The 19277-nt window shown below is 46.0% G+C and carries 18 protein-coding genes and 1 riboswitch; of the genes, 1 reads left to right on the top strand and 17 read right to left on the bottom strand.

Going from position 1 to position 19277, the window contains the following annotated elements; translation table 11 throughout:
• The 10 genes from rsmB to ACQVGS_RS13705 form a co-directional block, all read right to left on the bottom strand.
• Complete coding sequence (gene rsmB, locus ACQVGS_RS13660) at positions 1–1344, bottom strand: 16S rRNA (cytosine(967)-C(5))-methyltransferase RsmB (RefSeq protein ID WP_106020676.1); 1344 nt, start codon at positions 1342–1344, stop codon at positions 1–3.
• Positions 1331–2284 (bottom strand): methionyl-tRNA formyltransferase, encoded by a 954-nt coding sequence (gene fmt, locus ACQVGS_RS13665; RefSeq protein ID WP_024121359.1) that lies wholly within the window; start codon positions 2282–2284, stop codon positions 1331–1333. Before fmt ends, rsmB begins: the two co-directional genes overlap by 14 nt.
• 4 nt (positions 2285–2288) lie before the next feature.
• Positions 2289–2771 carry a peptide deformylase gene (gene def / locus ACQVGS_RS13670; protein WP_101861200.1) on the bottom strand — a complete coding sequence of 161 codons (483 nt, stop codon included), beginning with the start codon at positions 2769–2771 and terminating at the stop codon, positions 2289–2291.
• Between the two features lie 26 nt (positions 2772–2797).
• Positions 2798–5215 carry a primosomal protein N' gene (gene priA / locus ACQVGS_RS13675; protein WP_400152247.1) on the bottom strand — a complete coding sequence of 806 codons (2418 nt, stop codon included), beginning with the start codon at positions 5213–5215 and terminating at the stop codon, positions 2798–2800.
• Positions 5212–6432 carry a bifunctional phosphopantothenoylcysteine decarboxylase/phosphopantothenate--cysteine ligase CoaBC gene (gene coaBC, locus ACQVGS_RS13680; protein ID WP_024121356.1) on the bottom strand — a complete coding sequence of 407 codons (1221 nt, stop codon included), beginning with the start codon at positions 6430–6432 and terminating at the stop codon, positions 5212–5214. Before coaBC ends, priA begins: the two co-directional genes overlap by 4 nt.
• A gap of 78 nt (positions 6433–6510) precedes the next feature.
• Complete coding sequence (gene rpoZ / locus ACQVGS_RS13685; RefSeq protein WP_003221520.1) at positions 6511–6714, bottom strand: DNA-directed RNA polymerase subunit omega; 204 nt, start codon at positions 6712–6714, stop codon at positions 6511–6513.
• A 3-nt stretch (positions 6715–6717) separates the two neighbouring features.
• Positions 6718–7332, bottom strand: coding sequence for a guanylate kinase (gene gmk, locus ACQVGS_RS13690; protein ID WP_024121355.1), 615 nt, complete (start codon positions 7330–7332; stop codon positions 6718–6720).
• A 7-nt stretch (positions 7333–7339) separates the two neighbouring features.
• Positions 7340–7609: an extracellular matrix/biofilm regulator RemA gene (remA, locus tag ACQVGS_RS13695; protein WP_003154355.1), complete on the bottom strand. Its 270-nt coding sequence runs from the start codon at positions 7607–7609 to the stop codon at positions 7340–7342.
• A gap of 76 nt (positions 7610–7685) precedes the next feature.
• Entirely contained in the window at positions 7686–8561 is an 876-nt protein-coding gene (locus ACQVGS_RS13700; RefSeq protein ID WP_024121354.1) for a YicC/YloC family endoribonuclease, read from the bottom strand.
• Between the two features lie 84 nt (positions 8562–8645).
• A complete protein-coding gene (locus tag ACQVGS_RS13705) occupies positions 8646–11318 on the bottom strand; it encodes a calcium-translocating P-type ATPase, SERCA-type (protein ID WP_255004515.1) in 2673 nt (890 codons plus the stop codon).
• Between the two features lie 121 nt (positions 11319–11439).
• Here ACQVGS_RS13705 and rqcH point away from each other — a divergent pair, with 121 nt between their 5' ends.
• On the top strand, positions 11440–13152 hold the full coding sequence (rqcH, locus tag ACQVGS_RS13710; protein WP_106020672.1) for a tRNA modification protein RqcH: 1713 nt from the start codon (positions 11440–11442) through the stop codon (positions 13150–13152).
• 38 nt (positions 13153–13190) lie between these two features.
• Here the strand turns inward: rqcH and sirC are convergent, their stop codons facing one another.
• The 7 genes from sirC to ACQVGS_RS13745 form a co-directional block, all read right to left on the bottom strand.
• Positions 13191–13679, bottom strand: coding sequence for a precorrin-2 dehydrogenase (sirC, locus tag ACQVGS_RS13715; protein ID WP_188323804.1), 489 nt, complete (start codon positions 13677–13679; stop codon positions 13191–13193).
• The gene (gene sirB, locus ACQVGS_RS13720) at positions 13660–14445 is read right to left on the bottom strand and encodes a sirohydrochlorin chelatase (protein WP_101863357.1); all 786 of its coding nucleotides are present in this window, start codon (positions 14443–14445) and stop codon (positions 13660–13662) included. The genes sirC and sirB overlap by 20 nt, the downstream gene beginning before the upstream one ends.
• The gene (cobA, locus tag ACQVGS_RS13725) at positions 14446–15219 is read right to left on the bottom strand and encodes a uroporphyrinogen-III C-methyltransferase (RefSeq protein WP_103671396.1); all 774 of its coding nucleotides are present in this window, start codon (positions 15217–15219) and stop codon (positions 14446–14448) included. It lies immediately after the preceding gene.
• 100 nt (positions 15220–15319) lie between these two features.
• Positions 15320–15913 (bottom strand): adenylyl-sulfate kinase, encoded by a 594-nt coding sequence (gene cysC / locus ACQVGS_RS13730; RefSeq protein WP_103671395.1) that lies wholly within the window; start codon positions 15911–15913, stop codon positions 15320–15322.
• Between the two features lie 12 nt (positions 15914–15925).
• Positions 15926–17074: a sulfate adenylyltransferase gene (sat, locus tag ACQVGS_RS13735; protein ID WP_106020670.1), complete on the bottom strand. Its 1149-nt coding sequence runs from the start codon at positions 17072–17074 to the stop codon at positions 15926–15928.
• A 48-nt stretch (positions 17075–17122) separates the two neighbouring features.
• Positions 17123–18187, bottom strand: coding sequence for a sulfate permease (gene cysP, locus ACQVGS_RS13740; protein WP_024121348.1), 1065 nt, complete (start codon positions 18185–18187; stop codon positions 17123–17125).
• 11 nt (positions 18188–18198) lie between these two features.
• On the bottom strand, positions 18199–18900 hold the full coding sequence (locus tag ACQVGS_RS13745; RefSeq protein ID WP_024121347.1) for a phosphoadenylyl-sulfate reductase: 702 nt from the start codon (positions 18898–18900) through the stop codon (positions 18199–18201).
• A 158-nt stretch (positions 18901–19058) separates the two neighbouring features.
• Positions 19059–19164, bottom strand: a riboswitch (SAM riboswitch).
• Between the last annotated feature and the right edge of the window lie 113 nt (positions 19165–19277).

The following is a 19277-nucleotide window of genomic DNA, read 5'->3' on the forward strand; positions in this document are numbered from 1 at the left end:
TTATCCCTTCTTTCTCATGCTGCAAATAAAGAAACCATCTGTTCCGAAATAATGCGGAAGGATTTGAAGCCTCCCATCCCGAACAAAGGGTCTCGCCTTTTCGGGCAGCCGCTTTTCAAGAGACAAATCGGGTTCAAAATCAGGATGTTCTTGTATAAACGCATGGATAACTTCTTCATTTTCTGTCCGATCCATTGTACACGTACTGTAGACAAGAGTGCCACCTTTTTTTACTAATGGCGCAATTTCCCTTAAGATAGACAGCTGGATTTCAGCAAGCCGGGAGCTGTCATTCGGGGTTTTGGTGTACTTCATATCCGGCTTTCTTCTGATCACGCCAAAGCCTGAGCATGGAGCGTCAACCAAAATACGGTCAAACTGTACACTTTTAAACGTTTCTCCCGCTTTTCTCGCGTCCATTGTTTTCGCATCAATAATGGAAAGGCCAAGCCGTTCTGACGCTTCTTTGATCAGCTTCACTTTATGTTTGTGAAGGTCAAGCGATGTCACACTTCCCTTGTTCTCCATTAATTCAGCGATATGGGCTGACTTTCCGCCCGGCGCCGCGCACGCATCAAGCACCGTTTCACCTGGCTTAGGGTCAAGGGCCCGGGCAACCAGCATGGAGCTTTCATCCTGGATGGACACTTCACCGGTCTGGAAGAAGTGAGTTCCGGCGATTGTTCCCTTTACAAGCTTCACAGCATCCTCGGCGAGATCGCCTTTTTCTGCTTCGATTCCTTCAGCTGCCATTTGATCAAGTATCTCCGCTCTGTCTGTTTTCATTTGATTGACACGCAGCGTTTGCTTAGGCGGAATGAGATGAATGCGGCAAATCTTTTCAGCCGCATCAAATCCGTATGCGTCTGCCCACTCTTTCACGAGCCATTCGGGATGGCTTGTTTCTGTCGCAAGCCGGAGAACAGGATCTTCGATGGCGTCAAAGGAAGGGACTCCTTCGCGCTGAATAGAGCGAAGCACGCCGTTGACAAATGAGGCAATGCCTTTATGCCCGCGGTTTTTAGCAATCTCTACCGCTTCATGGATGACTGCCCGGTCCGGGATTTTTTCTAAATATTCCATTTGATATAGGGACAGGCGGAGAAGCTGGATAACCCACGGCTTCACCTTTTGCGGCTTGTTGATAAACGGCTTGAGCATATAATCCAGCGCGATTTTGTTTTGCAATGTACCGTACACTAGTTCAGTCAAAAGCCCCCGGTCCTGATCGCTCAGTTTATTGGATTTAATAACCGATTTCAGGAGCAGGTTACTGTATGACTGATTTTGTTCTAATTTGACCAGCGCCTCCAGCGCAATATCACGAACGCTATTTGTTTTCATTGTGCACTCCTAACATATCACCTGTCTCAACATGAGCGCCACGGACGAAGTCTTCGCCTCGCATGCGTTTTTTGCCGGCAGGCTGCAGCTCTGTTAATAACAGTGCCGTATCGTTTCCTGTGGCCACGATAATTCCTTCTTTTTCAATAGCAATGACTGTGCCGGGCTCGGCTTTTGCCGGCGCCGCTGTTTTCTTGGCCGCCCACACTTTCAGGTTTTGTCCATTTAAAGTCGTATAGGCAACAGGCCATGGGTTTAAACCTCGAACTTGATTATAAAGCTCTTCTCCTGCTCTGGACCAGTCAATCAGCTCTTGTTCTCTTTTAATGTTTGGCGCATACGTCGCTTTCTCGTCATCCTGCTTTTCAGGTGATATGTCGCCGGCTATAACTTGAGGAACTGTTTCAGACAGAAGCTTCGCGCCAGCAACGCTTAATTTATCGTGCAGGGTTCCGACATTGTCGGTTTCTTCAATGTCTACTTCCACTTTAGAAATCATATCGCCTGCATCTAATTTTTCCACCATGTACATAATGGTAACTCCGGTTTTTTTCTTTCCTTGGAGAATGGAATAATGGATAGGAGCCCCGCCTCTCAGTTCAGGCAAAAGAGACGCATGGACATTAATGCATCCGTACTTAGGGCTGTCGAGTAGCTCTTTAGGCAGAATTTGCCCAAACGCTGCCGTCACAATAAGATCCGGTTGTAACGCCAGCACCTTTTCTATTTCTTCTGTCAGTCTGACTTTCTCAGGCTGAAGAACCGGGATGCCGTGACGTAAAGCTTCTTCCTTTACAGGCGGAGGCGTGAGCACTTTTTTTCTGCCCTTCGGACGGTCAGGCTGCGTGACGACCCCCACTACTTCATATCCGTCATCTATCAGGGTTCTTAAAACAGGAACTGAAAAATCGGGTGTTCCCATAAACACGATTCTCGTCATCAAATCATCCTTCCATATCCGCTAGTTCATCTTCTGTATAATATTTGCTTATTTTTGATGTGAACAGCACGCCGTCCAAGTGGTCCATTTCATGCTGCACGGCTCTCGCGAAAAAGCCCCTTGCTTCAAGAATAAACGGTTTTCCCTGACGGTTATACGCCCGCACTTTCACATAATCGGCACGCGTGACATCTCCGTAGACGCCGGGAAAACTCAAGCATCCTTCAACTCCGGTTTGCTCGCCGCTTTGTTCAAGAATTTCCGGATTCACAAGGTCAATTCTGCCGCTTTCTTCTCCGATATCAACAACAGCCGCTCTTTTTAAAATACCGATCTGCGGCGCTGCCAGTCCGACTCCATCCATTTCGAGCATGGTATCGTACATATCATCAAGCAGTTTTTTTATCTTTTTATCAAAAACAGTCACGGTTTCCGCGGGCGTTTCCAAAACCTCCGCGGGATGTGTGACGACCTTTTTTACTGCCAATTCATTACCCTCCAAGACGTGAGATCTTACATCATCATATAAGGATTCATATCAATTGAAATCATTACATGTTTTTGTTCAATTTCGCGTTTATAATGTTCCAGTATCTTCTTCAATAAAGCTGATATCTGGGTTTCCTGTTTGTATTTTATCACGCATTGATAACGATATCTATCTTTGATCCTGGCGATCGGCGATGCGCTTGGACCAAGTATTTTCGTATCTGCCCCGCAGTTTGCTTTCAGAAAGTGTGCGATTTTCTCAGCGGTTACAGCCGCTTTTGCCACTTCCTCGTGAGAAACCGTCACAAGAGCCAAATAGTAATACGGCGGGTAGGATTGCTCCCTCCTGTGCGCCATTTCATGCTGATAAAACGTTTCATAATCATGCGTTTTCGTCAGCTGGATGCTGTAATGGGACGGTGTGTACGTTTGAATGATGACATTGCCGGGTTTTTCATGTCTTCCCGCGCGGCCGCTGACTTGTGTTAGCAGCTGAAACGTTTTTTCGGCAGATCTGAAATCAGGAATGTGCAGTGTTGTGTCAGCGCTTAAGACTCCGACAAGTGTCACATTCGGAAAATCAAGCCCTTTCGCAATCATTTGCGTTCCAAGAAGAATATCTGCTTTGCCTTCTCCGAAAGCAGACAATAATTTTTCATGGGCACCTTTCCGAGAGGTCGTATCAACATCCATCCGTATGACTCTTGCATGTGGCAGCACCTTTGTTAATTCTTCTTCCACTCTTTGTGTTCCCGTTCCGAAAAAACGGATATGATCGCTCCCGCATTCAGGACAAGTATGCGGAACAGGCTCTTCATGTCCGCAATAATGGCATTTCATCCTCTGGCCGGAACGGTGATACGTCATGGAAATGTCGCAGTGAGGGCATTGCGGGACATATCCGCAGTCCCTGCACATCACAAATGAGGAATAGCCCCTTTTATTTAAAAACAGCACAGCCTGTTCACCCTTGGCAATGGTTTCTTCAAGCTTTTCCATCAATTCTATTGAAAACATAGAGCGATTGCCGTTTCTGAGCTCCTCTCTCATATCCACAAGCGAAACCTCAGGCATCACTTGGTGATTGACGCGGTGTTTCAGCGAAAGCAGCTCGTACACTCCTTTTTGCGCCCGTGCATATGACTCTAACGTCGGTGTAGCACTACCTAACACAACCGGACAGCGATGGTGCTCCGCCCTCTTGATCGCTACTTCTTTCGCATGGTATCGCGGCATTTCCTCTTGTTTATAGGACGATTCATGCTCCTCATCGATGATAATCATCCCGAGATTTTCAAACGGGGCAAAAATAGCGGACCTCGCGCCAACGACAAGCCGTACTTCCTTGCGGTGGATTTTGCGCCACTCGTCATACTTTTCACCAGTGGATAACCCGCTGTGCATCACGGCTACCTGAGAGCCGAAGCGCCCTTTAAAGCGATGAACCATTTGCGGCGTTAACGATATTTCCGGTACAAGTACAATGGCTTCTTTTCCTTTCGCAAGCACTTTTTCAATCGACTGGAGATAAATTTCCGTTTTGCCGCTTCCTGTCACCCCGTGCAGGAGAAACACTTGATGTTCATTGTTATCTAACGTCCGGCGTATCGGCTGAAAGGCCGCGCTCTGCTCGTCTGTCAGCGGCAGAGGTTCTGTTTTTTTGAACATTTTGTCCTGATAGGGGTCTCTGTAAACCTCTTCATAGGTTTCTTTCAGAAGCCCCTTTTGGATCAGGGTCTTGATGGTGGCTGAGCTTGTGTCTGTTTTTTTGCACAGGTCCGCAGCAGGTATTTTCGTGCCTTCCGGTTCTGTCATGAAAAAGTGCAGGATCGCCTGCTGTTTAGCCGCTTGTCGGGATAAACCCTCAGCCTGCTTGGAGAGCTCTTCTTTACCGGCATTGGCCTGAATATACCTGACCATTTTTTTGTTCGCTTTTTGCGCCACTTTATAAGTTACATCGATATGGCCTTTTTGAACCTGCTTCTGGATGATTTTCAGCGTATCGTGATCAGGTATATCGGAATACAGCAAGCTCTTTGTTTCAGAAAACAGCCGTTCTACCTGCGGCGGGATATCCGCACCTTCCGCAATCTTCAGCTCTTTTTCATATTTTGCCTTTAATGCGGCAGGCAGCATCGCTTGAAGCGCCGTAATCTTAAAAGACAGCGTTTTGTCTGACAGCCATGAAGACAAATTCATCAGCTCTTCTGTCAAAACAGGCGTAAGATCTAATAAATCCTCCACTTCTTTGACAGATTTACCTGAGAGATCAGACGTATCTTTGACAGCTGTCACAAACCCTTGAATTTTACGGGGGCCAAACGGAACAATGACCCTCATTCCCGTTTTGATCATACCTTTAAGATGGTCTGGGATTTTGTAATCAAACGGCCTGTCTATATTTTTGGTGCTGACATCAACGATGACTTCGGCAAAATTCATGAGTGCTCTCCGGTTTGTTTTAAGAGGGCTGCGACTTCTCCAAGAATGTCAAACGAAACATCGAGCTTAGACATCTTCGGCAGCTCGCGTTTGCGCCCGCCTTTGAAAAAGAGCGTCACAATATTCGTATCAGCACCAAAACCGGCCCCTGCCGCTTTCACATCATTCGCCACAATCATGTCAAGATTTTTGGCAGAAAGCTTTTTGCGGGCGTAATGTTCCACATCTTGTGTCTCAGCAGCAAAACCGACTAACAGCTGATGCTGTTTTTTCTCGCCCAATTCTTTTAAGATGTCGACTGTTCTTTTTAATTCAAGGGTCATTCCGCCGTCTTGTTTTTTCATTTTTTGGTCAAATACTGTTTTTGGCGTAAAATCGGCAACAGCAGCTGTTTTTATGACGACGTCGCTTCTCTCATACACAGAGAGCACCGCATCGCGCATGTCCGCAGCCGATTGGACAGGGATAAACTGAGAAAGCCCTTTAGGGACATCAAGAGAAACCGGCCCTGAGATCAAGGTCACGTTTGCACCAAGCCGCACCGCAGCCTCAGCTAATGCGTATCCCATTTTACCCGTCGATTTATTCGTGAAAAAACGCACAGGATCAACTGCCTCCCGTGTCGGGCCTGCTGTGATCACCACTTGTTTGCCTTCTAAAGGCGCGTCTTTTTCTTCTGCAAAATGCTTTGCCGCAAGCTTCACGATGTTTTCGGGTTCTTCCAATCTTCCTTTTCCAACGTAACCGCATGCTAAATAGCCCTCGCTCGGTTCAATAAAACGAAAACCATCCTGATAAAGGACAGAAATATTGCGTTTGACTGCCGGATGGTCATACATATGCACATTCATGGCGGGCGCAATCCATACCGGCGCTGTTGCCGCTAATAAGGTTGTTGTCAGCATATCATCAGCAATGCCGTTGGCCAGTTTTCCAATCACATTGGCCGTAGCCGGCGCAACAATAATCAGGTCGGCCCAGTCAGCTGCGTCTATATGAGAGATGACGTTTGGATTTTGTTCTTTAAATGTATCTGTATATACTTCATGGCGGCTCAATGCCTGAAATGTCAGCGGTGAAACGAACTGGCACGCAGATTCAGTCATAATGACTTTAACATTTGCCCCTGCCTGCACCAGCTTGCTTGTCAGCGCACAGGCTTTATAAACAGCGATGCCTCCGCTCACGCAAAGTAACACATTTCGATTGTTCAGCAATGACTTCTCCCCCTCTGCAATTTAAAACAGCACGGAAAAAAATAACAACCTACATGATATAGGTTGCTACTTGTGCTACTATTCGCGGTCTTCCTTTTCAAACGAAAGCAGGCCTGCATCAATTTCTTCTAAAGCTTTGCCTACATATTTGTGTGAAATCGTATGTTCAATCATCTGGTCTTTTTTGATTTGCATTTCACGCGCGCGTCTAGCAGAAACGGTTACGAGCGTGTATTTCGAATCCAATTTATTCATTAATGAGTCAATTGACGGATCTAACATCAGTTATTCAACCTCCAGCATTTTCTTATATCTTGGTGCAACGCGCTCACGCTTCAAATGTTCAGCGAGAACGATTGCTTTGATTTTGTCGCAAGCCGTTTCGACATTATCATTTTCTACGACGTAATCATATGCGTCCATCATTTCGATCTCAGCTTTTGCGGCTTTCATGCGATTTTCAATCAGAGCATCTGTTTCCGTTCCTCTTGTCACAATTCTGTTCTTCAGTTCAGAAAGACTCGGAGGCGCAAGGAAAATAAACAGACCTTCCGGGAAAGCATTTCTCACTTGAAGAGCGCCTTGAACTTCGATTTCTAAAAAGACGTCTTTTCCTTCTTGGAGCGTCTGTTCAACATAATCGACAGGAGTGCCGTAATAATTGCCGACATATTCTGCCCATTCAAGCAGTTTATTGTTTGCAATCATTTGCTCAAATTCTTCTCTCGTTTTGAAAAAATAATCGACTCCGTTCACTTCGCCCTCTCGCGGGTTTCTCGTTGTTACTGAAATCGAATACTCGAATTTTGTGTCTTCTTGCGAAAAAATCGCTTGCCGAACCGTTCCTTTACCAACTCCTGAGGGACCTGAGAGAACGATTAATAACCCTCTTTCTTTCATGCGGCAATTATCCCTGCCCTTCATCCATAATTTCTTCTTTAACAGAAAGTCTGTGTGCAACTGTCTCAGGCTGGACGGCAGATAAGATAATGTGATCACTATCCATGACGACAACTGCACGGGTTCTTCGTCCGTATGTAGCGTCAATTAGCATTCCGCGGTCTCTTGCATCCTGGATCATCCGTTTGATTGGCGCAGACTCCGGGCTGACAATCGAAATCATCCGATTGGCGGAGATAATATTGCCAAATCCGATATTAATCAGTTTAATCGTCATCTTCTACGTTCCCCCTGTAAAATAGACGTCTCTAGTTTAGCCTAGCAAGTCCGTCTGTAAACAATACGCACAGTCACTATTCTATATTTTGCACTTGTTCTTTTATTTTTTCAATAGAACTTTTCATTTCGACGACAAGCTTTGTGATCTGGTGATCATTTGCTTTTGAGCCGATTGTATTTGCTTCCCGATTCAGCTCCTGGACAAGAAAGTCGAGTTTGCGCCCGACAGCTCCGCCTTCAGCTAATATATCACGAAACTGAGCGAAGTGGCTCTTCAGTCTTGTAATCTCTTCTGTAATATCAGAACGATCTGCAAAAATAGCGCATTCTGTAACAAGCCGGCTCTCGTCCAACACGTCTTCGGTCCATTCCTTTATTCTGGCGTACAGCCGTTCCCTGTAACGAGATACCGCATCGGCTGCCAAAGATTCGGTCTTTTCGGCCAGCTCTTCAAGCTGATCAATATGCATCAGACAGTCTTTGGCTAAAAGCAGCCCCTCTTTTTCGCGCATCTCACAGAGTCCTTTTACAGCTTCCTCTGCAGCAGCTGTTATTAACTCCTCAAGCTTTTCATTTTGAGTCTGTTCCTCATGAATCTGGACGACATGATCAAGCTTGAAGAAGTCCATGACATCAGGCTCTGCGGACAATTGATATCGCTTTTTCATATCCTCTGCAGCTGCGACAAACTCATCGAGAAGCGGCCAATCAATGTCAAGCCTTCTCTCTACAAGCATATCACTGTCAACGGAGACGAAAAGCTCAATTCTTCCGCGCTGTATGTACTGCAGAATCGTCTGTTTCAGCTTATCTTCTAAATATAGCAAAGGCCTTGGCAAACGAGCGTTCACTTCTTTAAACCTGTAATTCACAGATTTAAGTTCAACGCTTACAGAGAGATCATCTTGTGTTTTGCTTGCACTGCCGAAGCCTGTCATACTTCGTATCATAAATAAAACACCCAATTTCTTCCCTGTTCTCAAAATAAAAGGGCAATAGACATGCTATTACCCCTAAGATTATATCATATGAATTTATTTTTTTCTTGTCAAAAGTGACCCCGCCAGCAAAAAAGTAGGGATGGCCGACATGCCGATGACCAGCATCCAGTCTCCCGGCGTGATGGCAACCGTATGGAAAATCGGCTGAAGCGGCGGATAGTAAATGACCACCAGCATCAGTAAAATCGATGACAATACAGCGCCGATCAGATACAAGTTTTCAAACGGATTTCTGGAAAAAACGGACGTTTCGCTCCGGCAGTCAAATACGTGAATGAGCTGAGCCAGCACCAACGTCGCAAACGCAATTGTCTGCGCATAAGACAAATTCTCAGGATTGCGGTGATACACGATGATAAAAGCCAAAATCGTGGCAGCACCGATTAAAAATCCTCTGGAGACCACCTTCCATCCAAGCTTGCGGGCAAACACCCCTTCTTTCGGGTGACGCGGCTTCCGCTTCATAACGTCTCCTTCCGGCTGATCCATGCCGAGCGCCATTGCCGGCAATCCATCTGTCACCAAGTTGACCCACAAAATCTGAATCGGCACGAGCGGCAAAGGAAGGGCAAGCAGCATGGCGAAAAGCATGACCAGAATTTCTCCTACGTTAGAAGCCAGCAGGTATCGGATAAATTTTCTAATATTTTCATAGATGTTTCTGCCTTCTTTTATCGCTGATTTAATGGTTGCAAAATTATCATCTACGAGAATGAGGGATGATGCTTCCTTCGCCACATCCGTTCCTGTAATACCCATGGCAACGCCGATGTCAGCCTGTTTGATAGCCGGCGCGTCATTGACGCCGTCTCCTGTCATTGCAACGATATGTCCGTTTTCCTGATACGCTTTAACAATTTTCAATTTATGCTCAGGGGAAACGCGGGCAAACACATACACATCCTCCACTACGTCAGAAAGCTCTTCTTGCGAAAGCTCATTCAGCATCTGGCCGTCCATGATTTTTCCGCTTTTCGGGAGGAGGCGCAAATCTTTCGCTATAGCTTTTGCTGTCTCAACATGATCCCCTGTAATCATGACAGTCTTAATTCCCGCTTCACGGCATTCTTTAATCGCCTGTCTGACTTCAGGGCGCGGCGGATCTATGATGCCTGAAAGGCCAAGCATTGTCAGGTCTTTTTCCGCCTGCTCCATTGACGGTGTTTCCCCTGCTTTTACCGGTCTATAGGCAACCGCAATCGTTCGGAGCGCCTGGGAAGCCAGTTGCCGTAATACTGCCTCTGTTTCTGCTTTTCTCTCATTTGAGAAAGGAGCGGCAGAGCCGTCATAATAAATACGGGCAGACCGCTGCATCAGGACATCCGGCGCGCCTTTCGTAATGATATAGCGCTTTCTGTCCTGATCCTCTACAATGACAGTCATCATTTTTCGTGCTGAATCAAACGGAAACTCCTCAATCACCCGGTAATGGGATTCCACAAACTCCTTTGAAAAGCCGCCTTTTCTTGCCGCAGTGAGCAGCGCTCCCTCTGTCGGATCTCCGTCAAGCACATAGTCACCGTTTCTATTCTCAATATTCGAGTTGTTACAAAGCGCTCCGAATAACAGCATTTGCTCCAGCGGCTTATGCTCATTCACACTGACCTCTTTATCGTTCAGTGTGAAGCCTCCTTTCGGATCGTAGCCCGTGCCCGACACTCTCCACGTTTTCCCTCCGGACCATACATGTGTGACCGTCATTTTGTTTTGCGTCATTGTTCCTGTTTTGTCTGAACAAATAATAGAGGCACACCCAAGCGTCTCAACCGCGGGAAGCTTTCTCACGATTGATTTTTGCTTGATCATACGCTGTACACCCAATGACAGCGCTACTGTCACAATGGCTGGCAGCCCTTCTGGAATGGCGGCTACCGCTAGCGAAACACCGGCTAAAAACATACTGTACAGATCGTGTCCTTGGATCACGCCGACAGCGACAACAAGTACAGTGAGCAGCAAAGCGACAACAATTAAAATTTTCCCGAGCTGCTCGAGCCTTCTTTGCAGCGGGGTTGACATAGTTCCCGCCGATTCAAGCATGTCAGCGATTTTCCCCATAGCCGTGTTCATTCCTGTACCGACGACAACACCGACACCGCTGCCGCGGGTGACGATGGTTCCCATAAAGGCCATATTCGTAATATCCCCCAGCGACACATCGGGTTTTTTCAATTTATCCGCATGTTTCACAACCGGGATTGACTCTCCGGTTAACGCTGATTCTTCAATTTCCAGGCTTTTCGCTTCGACAATCCGGACATCTGCTCCAATCCGGTCGCCGCTTGTAAACTTCACAATGTCGCCCGGCACCAGTTCTTTAGAAGGGATCTTTGTCCAGCTTCCTTCCCTGAGCGCCATCACATGAGGAGTTGACAGCTCTTTTAATGCCTGAAGAGATTGCTCTGCACGCCGTTCTTGAAAGAACCCAAGTATGCCATTCACAAACACAATCGCAATAATCGCAACCGCGTCCACATATTCACCAAGAAACCCTGAAATTAATGTTGCCGCAAGCAGCACAAGCACCATGAAATCTTTAAACTGCGCCAAAAACAAGATAAGCGCTGATGTTTTTTTCCCTTCTTGAAGCTCGTTTGGCCCATGCTTGTCGAGGCGTTTTTTCACCTCTTTTTCAGTTAATCCTTGTTTCATGGACGTATTTGTTGCCTCTAATAAATCTGTTTGTCCCATTTCATGAAACTTCATTCCGCTCGTCCACTCCCCTGCTCTCTTATAGAGATATCACTCTATAAGCATGCTTATTCTGACTCGTCCCATTTCATGCTATAATTATCGAATGCAGGAAGAATGAGAGGGTGTATTATATATGTCGTTTGATGGCATGTTTACATACGGAATGACACACGAACTGAACGAGCGAATAATGGGCGGACGGATCACGAAAGTCCATCAGCCTTATAAGCACGATGTGATTTTTCACATCCGCGCCAATGGAAAAAACCAAAAGCTTTTATTATCGGCACACCCAAGCTATTCACGGGTGCATATCACGGCACAAACGTATGAAAACCCGAGTGAACCGCCGATGTTTTGCATGCTGCTAAGAAAGCATATTGAAGGCGGATTTATTGAAAAAATTGAACAGGCGGGCCTTGACCGCATTATGATTTTTCATATTAAAAGCCGTAATGAAATCGGCGATGAAACGCATCGAAAGCTTTATGTCGAAATTATGGGCCGCCACAGCAATATCATTCTGACGGACGGAGAGGAAAATGCGATCATCGACGGGCTGAAACATCTATCACCGTCAATGAACAGCTATCGCACCGTACTGCCGGGCTACGATTATAAGCTTCCGCCGGCCCAGGACAAGATCTCACCGCTAGAAGCGACTGAAGATGACATGTTGCGTCATCTCAGTTTTCAAGAAGGACGGCTAGATAAACAAATTGTTGACCATTTTTCCGGTGTTTCTCCGCTCTTCGCAAAAGAAGCTGTCCACAGAGCGGGCCTTGCCAACAAAGTGACACTGCCAAAAGCGTTGCTGGAGCTCTTTGCAGAGGTAAGGGAGCACCGTTTCAACCCTAACATTACGACTGTTAACGGGAAGGAATATTTTTATCTGCTGGAGCTAACTCACCTTAAAGGAGAAGCACGCCGATTCGATTCATTAAGTGAGCTGCTGGACCGTTTTTATTTCGGAAAAGCTGAGCGGGACCGGGTTAAACAGCAGGCTCAGGATCTTGAGCGGTTCGTTGTGAATGAACGGAAAAAGAACGCCAACAAAATCAAAAAACTAGAAAAAACACTGGAGTATTCGGAAAACGCTAAGGAATTTCAGCTTTACGGGGAGCTGCTGACTGCGAATTTATATATGATGAAAAAAGGCGACAAGCAGGCTGAAGTCATCAACTACTATGATGAGGAAAATCCGACAATCGCTATCCCGCTGAATCCGAACAAGACGCCTTCAGAGAATGCACAGGCCTATTTCACTAAGTATCAGAAGGCGAAAAACTCAGTTGCCGTTGTCGAAGAACAAATCAGGCTGGCTAAGCAAGAAATTGAATACTTCGACCAGCTGATTCAGCAGCTGTCGTCCGCTTCTCCGCGTGATATCAGTGAAATCAGAGAAGAGCTTGTGGAGGGGAAATATTTACGTCCTAAGCAGCAAAAAGGGCAGAAAAAACAAAAACAGAACAACCCTGTTTTAGAAACATACGAATCCTCTTCCGGTCACACTATTTTAGTCGGCAAAAACAACCGTCAAAACGAGTATTTAACGACCAAAGCAGCTGCCAGAGACGACATATGGCTTCACACGAAGGATATCCCGGGCTCCCATGTTGTCATCAGAAGCAGCGAGCCGGATGAACAAACAATTATTGAAGCCGCCACAATTGCAGCTTATTTTTCAAAAGCAAAAGATTCAAGTTCTGTGCCTGTTGATTATACAAAAATCAGGCACGTCAAAAAGCCGAACGGCGCAAAGCCCGGATTCGTGACTTATGACAGCCAGCATACCGTCTTTGTCACGCCTGATGCGGATACTGTCATAAGGCTGAAAAAAAGCTGATTCATATAAAGAAAAGCCAGAGCAGCAACTGCTCTGGCTTATTTATTTCTTCTGATCTGATAAAGCCTGTCTACTTCGCTGACAAAGTGGCCGTCAATGAGCACGTCCACTTTTTCAGCAAGTTCCTTCGTATGCTTTGGACTGGCTCCGTTTGTCGAAACAGAAACCGTAACATGCCCTCTTTTTACGATTTTCGGCATGTACACATTGCCCAGCTCAGCGTCACTGGCACAGTTGACAAGCTGGGAAGGCGATGCATTTTGCGCAATTTCTTTATTCACAGCGGCGTCATCCGTCGCGGCAATAATCAAAAAAGCATCGAGATAATCCTCTTTCTCAATCTTCCGGCTCAGCCACTTGATTTGGCGATTGTCTGCCATCTGCCTGATTTCCGGTTCCGCAACCGGACTGACAAGCGTAATATCCGCTCCCTCAGAAAGCACCGTTTTTAACCTTCTGAGCGCAATACTGCCGCCTCCTGCGATCACAACCTTTTTCTTCTGCAAACTAATGTGAAGCGGGAGCATATGAGCCTCCGTCAAAATTAAATTGCCCCTCATGGTTGTCAGCAGTTTCTTTCACACGATGTAAAAATGCCTTTTTCACATGCGGGTGGAAACCGATATAGGAAGAGAGGTAGACATTTGAATTTTCGGCCTTCAATTTCTGGACCTCACGTTCAATCTCATTCATCAGCATCCCGGTAAACAGCAAATACGGAACAATAAAGGTCGTCACGCCGTCATCTTTTTTCAGCTCAGAAAAAACCTCTTTGTAATTGGGACCGCATGCTGTCATAAAACATGGAATCACTTCCTTGACGGGCATGATGTTTTGGAGCAATCCGGCAATGCCGGTAACGTCTCTTTTTACATCTGGATCTGAGCTTCCCCTGCCGATGAGCACAACCTTGGCGTTTTCGTACGGAACGCCTATGTCTTTAACACGATGATAGACAGCTTTGACAACTTCTTCGTCAATCCCAATCGGACTTCCGTATGAGATATGGACTGAAGGATACCGGGATGCGGCACGGGCAATTTCTTCCGGAATATCATGTTTTGCATGAGCAGCCGTTAAAAGAAGCAGAGGCACCACTGCGATATGAGTGGCGCCTTGCTTCACACATGCTTCAAACCCTGTCTCAATTGCCGGCTCCTGCAACTCTAAAAAACTGATTTCCTGAACAGGGGCAGAGATGTGCGCTTTGCATCCTTCCAAAAATGCAGCGGCCTCTTGCTGAGCCTTTTTTACCCGGCTGCCGTGGCCGACATATAAAATCGCTTGTTTCATTTACAACGCCTCGCTTAAATCTTGTTTTTTCAGCTCAGATTCAAACCATTCCAGCTTATAGTGATAATTTACAACATTTCCAACAACAATTAAACTCGGATTTTTAATGTCTTCTTTTTTCACCGTTTCTGAAAGGGTGTCAACTGTACAAAAAACAGATTTTTGCTTGTCCGTTGTTCCCCAATGAATAAACGCTGCCGGAGTAGAACCGTCCCGGCCGTTTTCCAGGAGTTTTTTTTCGATCTGCTGCACATTTTTAATGCCCATATAGATGACAAGTGTATCAATCCCTGTGGCCAGCGCTTTCCACTTTTCCTCAAAATCCTCTTCTTTTTTATAATGCCCCGTTACAAAAGCCACGTTAGAGCCCGCGTCCCGATGAGTGACAGGAATCCCGGCATAAGCAGCCGCCGCGATTCCCGATGTGATACCGGGGACAATTTCAAACGGAATGCTATTTTCAGAAAGGCATTCCGCTTCTTCCCCTCCTCTGCCGAACACAAATGGGTCTCCGCCTTTCAATCTGACAACGGTTTTCCCTTTTTGCGCATACTTCACAAGAAACCGATTGATGGTTTCCTGCTTCATTGTATGAAAATCTGGAAGCTTCCCGCAGTAGATCAGGTCCGCCTGCTCCTTGGCATAATGCAAAATCTCTTTATTTACTAATCTGTCATATAGGATTACATCAGCTTTTTCAATGGCTTTCAGCGCTTTAATTGTCAGCAGATCAGGATCTCCGGGACCCGCTCCTACAATATATACTTTCCCCATCGTCTTTCCCCCGATCTATTCGAGTTCTTCCAGAACGTTCGCTGTGATGTTGTTCTTGTTTGCATTTTCGGCATCTGAGAAGAACACAGCTGAGCGGCGTTTAGCTCAGTTGCTGCTTTACAAACTCGATCAGCTGATTTTTGCACTCTTCACGATCATATTGTCCTGAGTCAAGGACGAGCTCAGGAGCTTCCGGTTCTTCATATGGAGAATCAATGCCTGTGAAGAACGGAATTTCTCCGTTTCTTGCTTTTTTGTAGAGCCCTTTTGGATCTCTTTGTTCACAAATATCGAGGTCGCATTTAATATAAACTTCGTTAAATTCGCCTGCTTCCACAAGCTGGCGAACCTGGTCTCTGTCCTCACGGAAAGGAGAGATAAAAGCAGTAATGACAATGGTGCCCTGCTGCACAAAAAGTTTCGCTACCTCTCCGATTCGGCGGATGTTTTCTTTTCGGTCTTCATCAGAAAAACCGAGATCTTTATTTAAACCGTGGCGAATGTTGTCACCATCCAGCACAATAACTTGGTAGCCTTGCACAAAAAGTTCTCTCGCAGCAGCATTGGCAATGGTTGATTTGCCTGATCCGCTTAAGCCCGTCAGCCAGAGAATGGAGCTTTTATGCTTGTTTTTTTTCTGATACTCTTCTTTTGTAATAGAGGCTTCATGCCATACGATATCGCGATTTGTCACTGCCAGTCCCCCTTAAGAAACGCCTGCTTCTTCTTTTTTCTTCATGCCTTTGATTAACACCTCTACAACTTCTGCGCGGCTGAATTCTGCAGGCGGCAGTACACCGTCTCTCAGCATCCCTCTTACCTTGGTGCCTGATAAAATCACGTGGTGCTCTCTGCCATGCGGACACGTTTTCGCTGTTCCCATATTTCCGCATTTTTCGCAGAAGAAGCTGTGCTCGAATTTCAGCGGTGTAATGCCGAGTTCTTCAGGTTTAAATGTGTCAAACAGCTCCTGGGCTTCGTACGTGCCGTAATAGTCACCGACACCGGCGTGATCGCGGCCGACAATGAAATGCGTGCAGCCGTAGTTTTTTCTGACAAGCGCATGGAAAATCGCTTCTCTCGGACCGGCATAACGCATTGCAGCCAAGAAAACGCCAAGGAAGACACGGTCTTTCGGGTAATAGTTGTCAAGAAGCACTTGATAGCTTTCCATCCGGACATCAGCGGGGATGTCATCAGATTTTGTTTCGCCGACAAGCGGGTTTAAAAACAAACCGTCCACTGTCTCAAGAGCCGTTTTTTGAATATATTCATGCGCTCTGTGAACAGGATTTCTCGTTTGGAAACCGACAATTGTTTCCCAGCCTTTTTCTGCAAACTGGCGTCTTGTTTCCGTCGGTTCAAATGTAAACTCAGGGAATTGTTTGGAAGCTTTTTTAATCAGTGTGATCGGACCGCCGACATATGTATCACCGCGGCTGAACAGCTTTTTTACCCCCGGATGAGCCTGATCATCCGTTTTATACACGTTAACAGCTTCTTTTTGTTTGTCAGGCACGTATAAGTCTTCGATTTGGATAACGCCGTATGTTTCTCCGTCATACGTTAATTTTACTGTTTCGCCGACTGACAGTTCGGCTGCTTTTTGTGCATCTACCGGCAGCGTGATCGGAATAGACCATACAACACCAGAAGCAAGACGCATGTTTTCAACAACAGATACGTAATCTTTCTCATTAAAGAAGCCTTCGATCGGGCTGTATCCTCCGATTCCGATCAATTCCAGGTCGGCAAAAGAAATCAAATCAAGTTCAATTTCTTTCTGAATGCCGCTTACCTCATATGACTCATTTACTCGGTTTACCAGTTTTCCTCCATGTGGTGCTAAGCTCATAATATTCATTTCCTCCTAGTTAACAGATAAAATAACTCAGATTAATAGTTAGATTCCCCCGCCTTGATCGTGGACAGAGCGTCTCTCTTTACGAATGGCTTTTGTCAGGCTGACGGCACCGCCTGCCGCTAAAAGCACACTTACCATGATAAAGATTGAATAATAATCCGCCTTTAAAAACATAGATACAAGCAGATAGGAGATGGATAAAGATAAAAACGGCGACACGATCCATACTTTCAGCATCGTTTGAACGACCTGTTTATGAAATACGTTTGGTCCGTTTTTCGCCATGCCTATTCCGATAATAGACGATGACGTTACTTGCGCCAAGGGCACCGGCATTCCAAATATAGAACTGATGATCACCAGCCCTGCTCCTGTTCCGGATAGGAGAATGCCTTCCCCTTTTGAAAACCGCGTGATTTTCTTCCCGTTTGTTTCTAACACCCTGCGGCCTAATATCAGTGCGCCCAGGGCTACAAAAACTCCCCCATACAGGGTTCCTTTCGCTACATCCAGTACGCCGGCAGCCACTAACGGTCCAACAGCATTCGCTACATTGTTCATGCCCGCAGAAAATGCTTCAAAAAAACCAGCGCATAGCAAAAGGATGCCAAGGATGTTTTGTTTACGGGAAGACGTAATTTCGATTTTAAAATAACGAAACAGCTTTGCTACAAAAAATGTAAAACCAAAAGCGAACAGCGGAACGAAAATCCAAAATGAAACAATAATCAGAAGATTGTTTACAAACAATACTTTGTACGCAACGCCCACACCGACAACCGCCCCGACCGTGACTTCACTTGTCGATAAAGGAATGCCGAGCAGATTAGCTGTAAAAAGCGACAGTGCAGCAGCCCCGATAATGATGCAAACAATCGTCAGCGTGATCGTCTGTTCCGGGATAATCCCAGAGCTGATGGTTTTCACAACTTCGCCCCCGCCAATGACAGCCCCGGCCAGAACACCAACGGCACATATGATCAAAGCGTAGGTTTTCTTTTTGACGGCCCCAGAGCCGTAAGCAACTCCCATTGAAGCTGCAGCGCCGCTTGCGCCAATATTCACTGCGAAAAACAAGCTAAATAAAATAGCGGCTAATTCCATTTTGCAGCTCCTTATTCATGCAGTCCGCATTCTGTTTTCGCCATACCGTTCCATCTGCCTGAGCGCAGGTCCTCTGCGGTAAATGCAGGTGACGTACAAGGCGCGCAGCCGATACTTGGATACCCTTGATCGTGGAGCGGATTGTAGTCCAGCTCATTCCGAGAGGTGTATCTCCAAATGTCTTTCCAAGTCCAATGGATAAGCGGGCAAACTTTTACTGATTTGAATTTCTCATCTTTGTTTAAGAAATTCGTATTGGCACGGCTTGGCCCTTGGTCGCGGCGCAGGCCGGAAAGCCATGCCGGGTGGCCGGAAAGCGCCTCTCTTAAAGGAACGATCTTTCTGAGATAGCAGCATTGGTTCGGCTCTCTTTCCCACAGTTTATCACCATGTTCTTCCGCCTGTTCCTCAAGAGTAAGGTTCGGTTTCTTCAGGATGATATTGAGGCCGGGATAGCGCTCTTTCACGCGTTCTATCGTTTCATAGGTTTCTTTAAAATGAAGCCCTGTATCGAGAAATACAATCTCTGCGTCTTTTTTCACTTTATAGATTAAGTCAATCAGAACGATTCCTTCAATTCCGAAACTGCAGGCATAAACAAGCTGATTGCCGTAATGGCCGTAAGCCCATTTTAAAACTGACAGCGCCCCTTTATAAGGATCGTCCTCCGGAAATGTAATCGTTGGTTCTTCCCAATTATCGTACGTTAACATTTCTTCTTTCCTCCTTTCGGAGACAAACAAACAGTAGCTTTCTGCCGGTTGTCTTTCCCAATTGTAATGTGATGCGGCTGCTGTTATCTCCGTAAACAGCCCCTCTTAAAATAAAAAACTTTCAATCCGGCGGAAAGAAAGACAGGAACTGCATGTAGCCCTTATCTTTCAAAATGGAATACATTTTGCTGGAAGTAGCACCTTACACATTGTGCAGGTTGCCGGGCTTCATAGGACCAGTCCCTCAGCCGCTCTTGATAAGTTTTTCAGATTTGTAGTAAATTTTAGCACAATTCTAACATAAGTCAACCCGAGTTTTTTTATAGGATTAATAAAAAAACAGACCCAAGGGCCTGTTTTCAATCGTGGCAAGGCAT

The sequence above is a fragment of the Bacillus sp. SD127 genome (assembly GCF_058566445.1).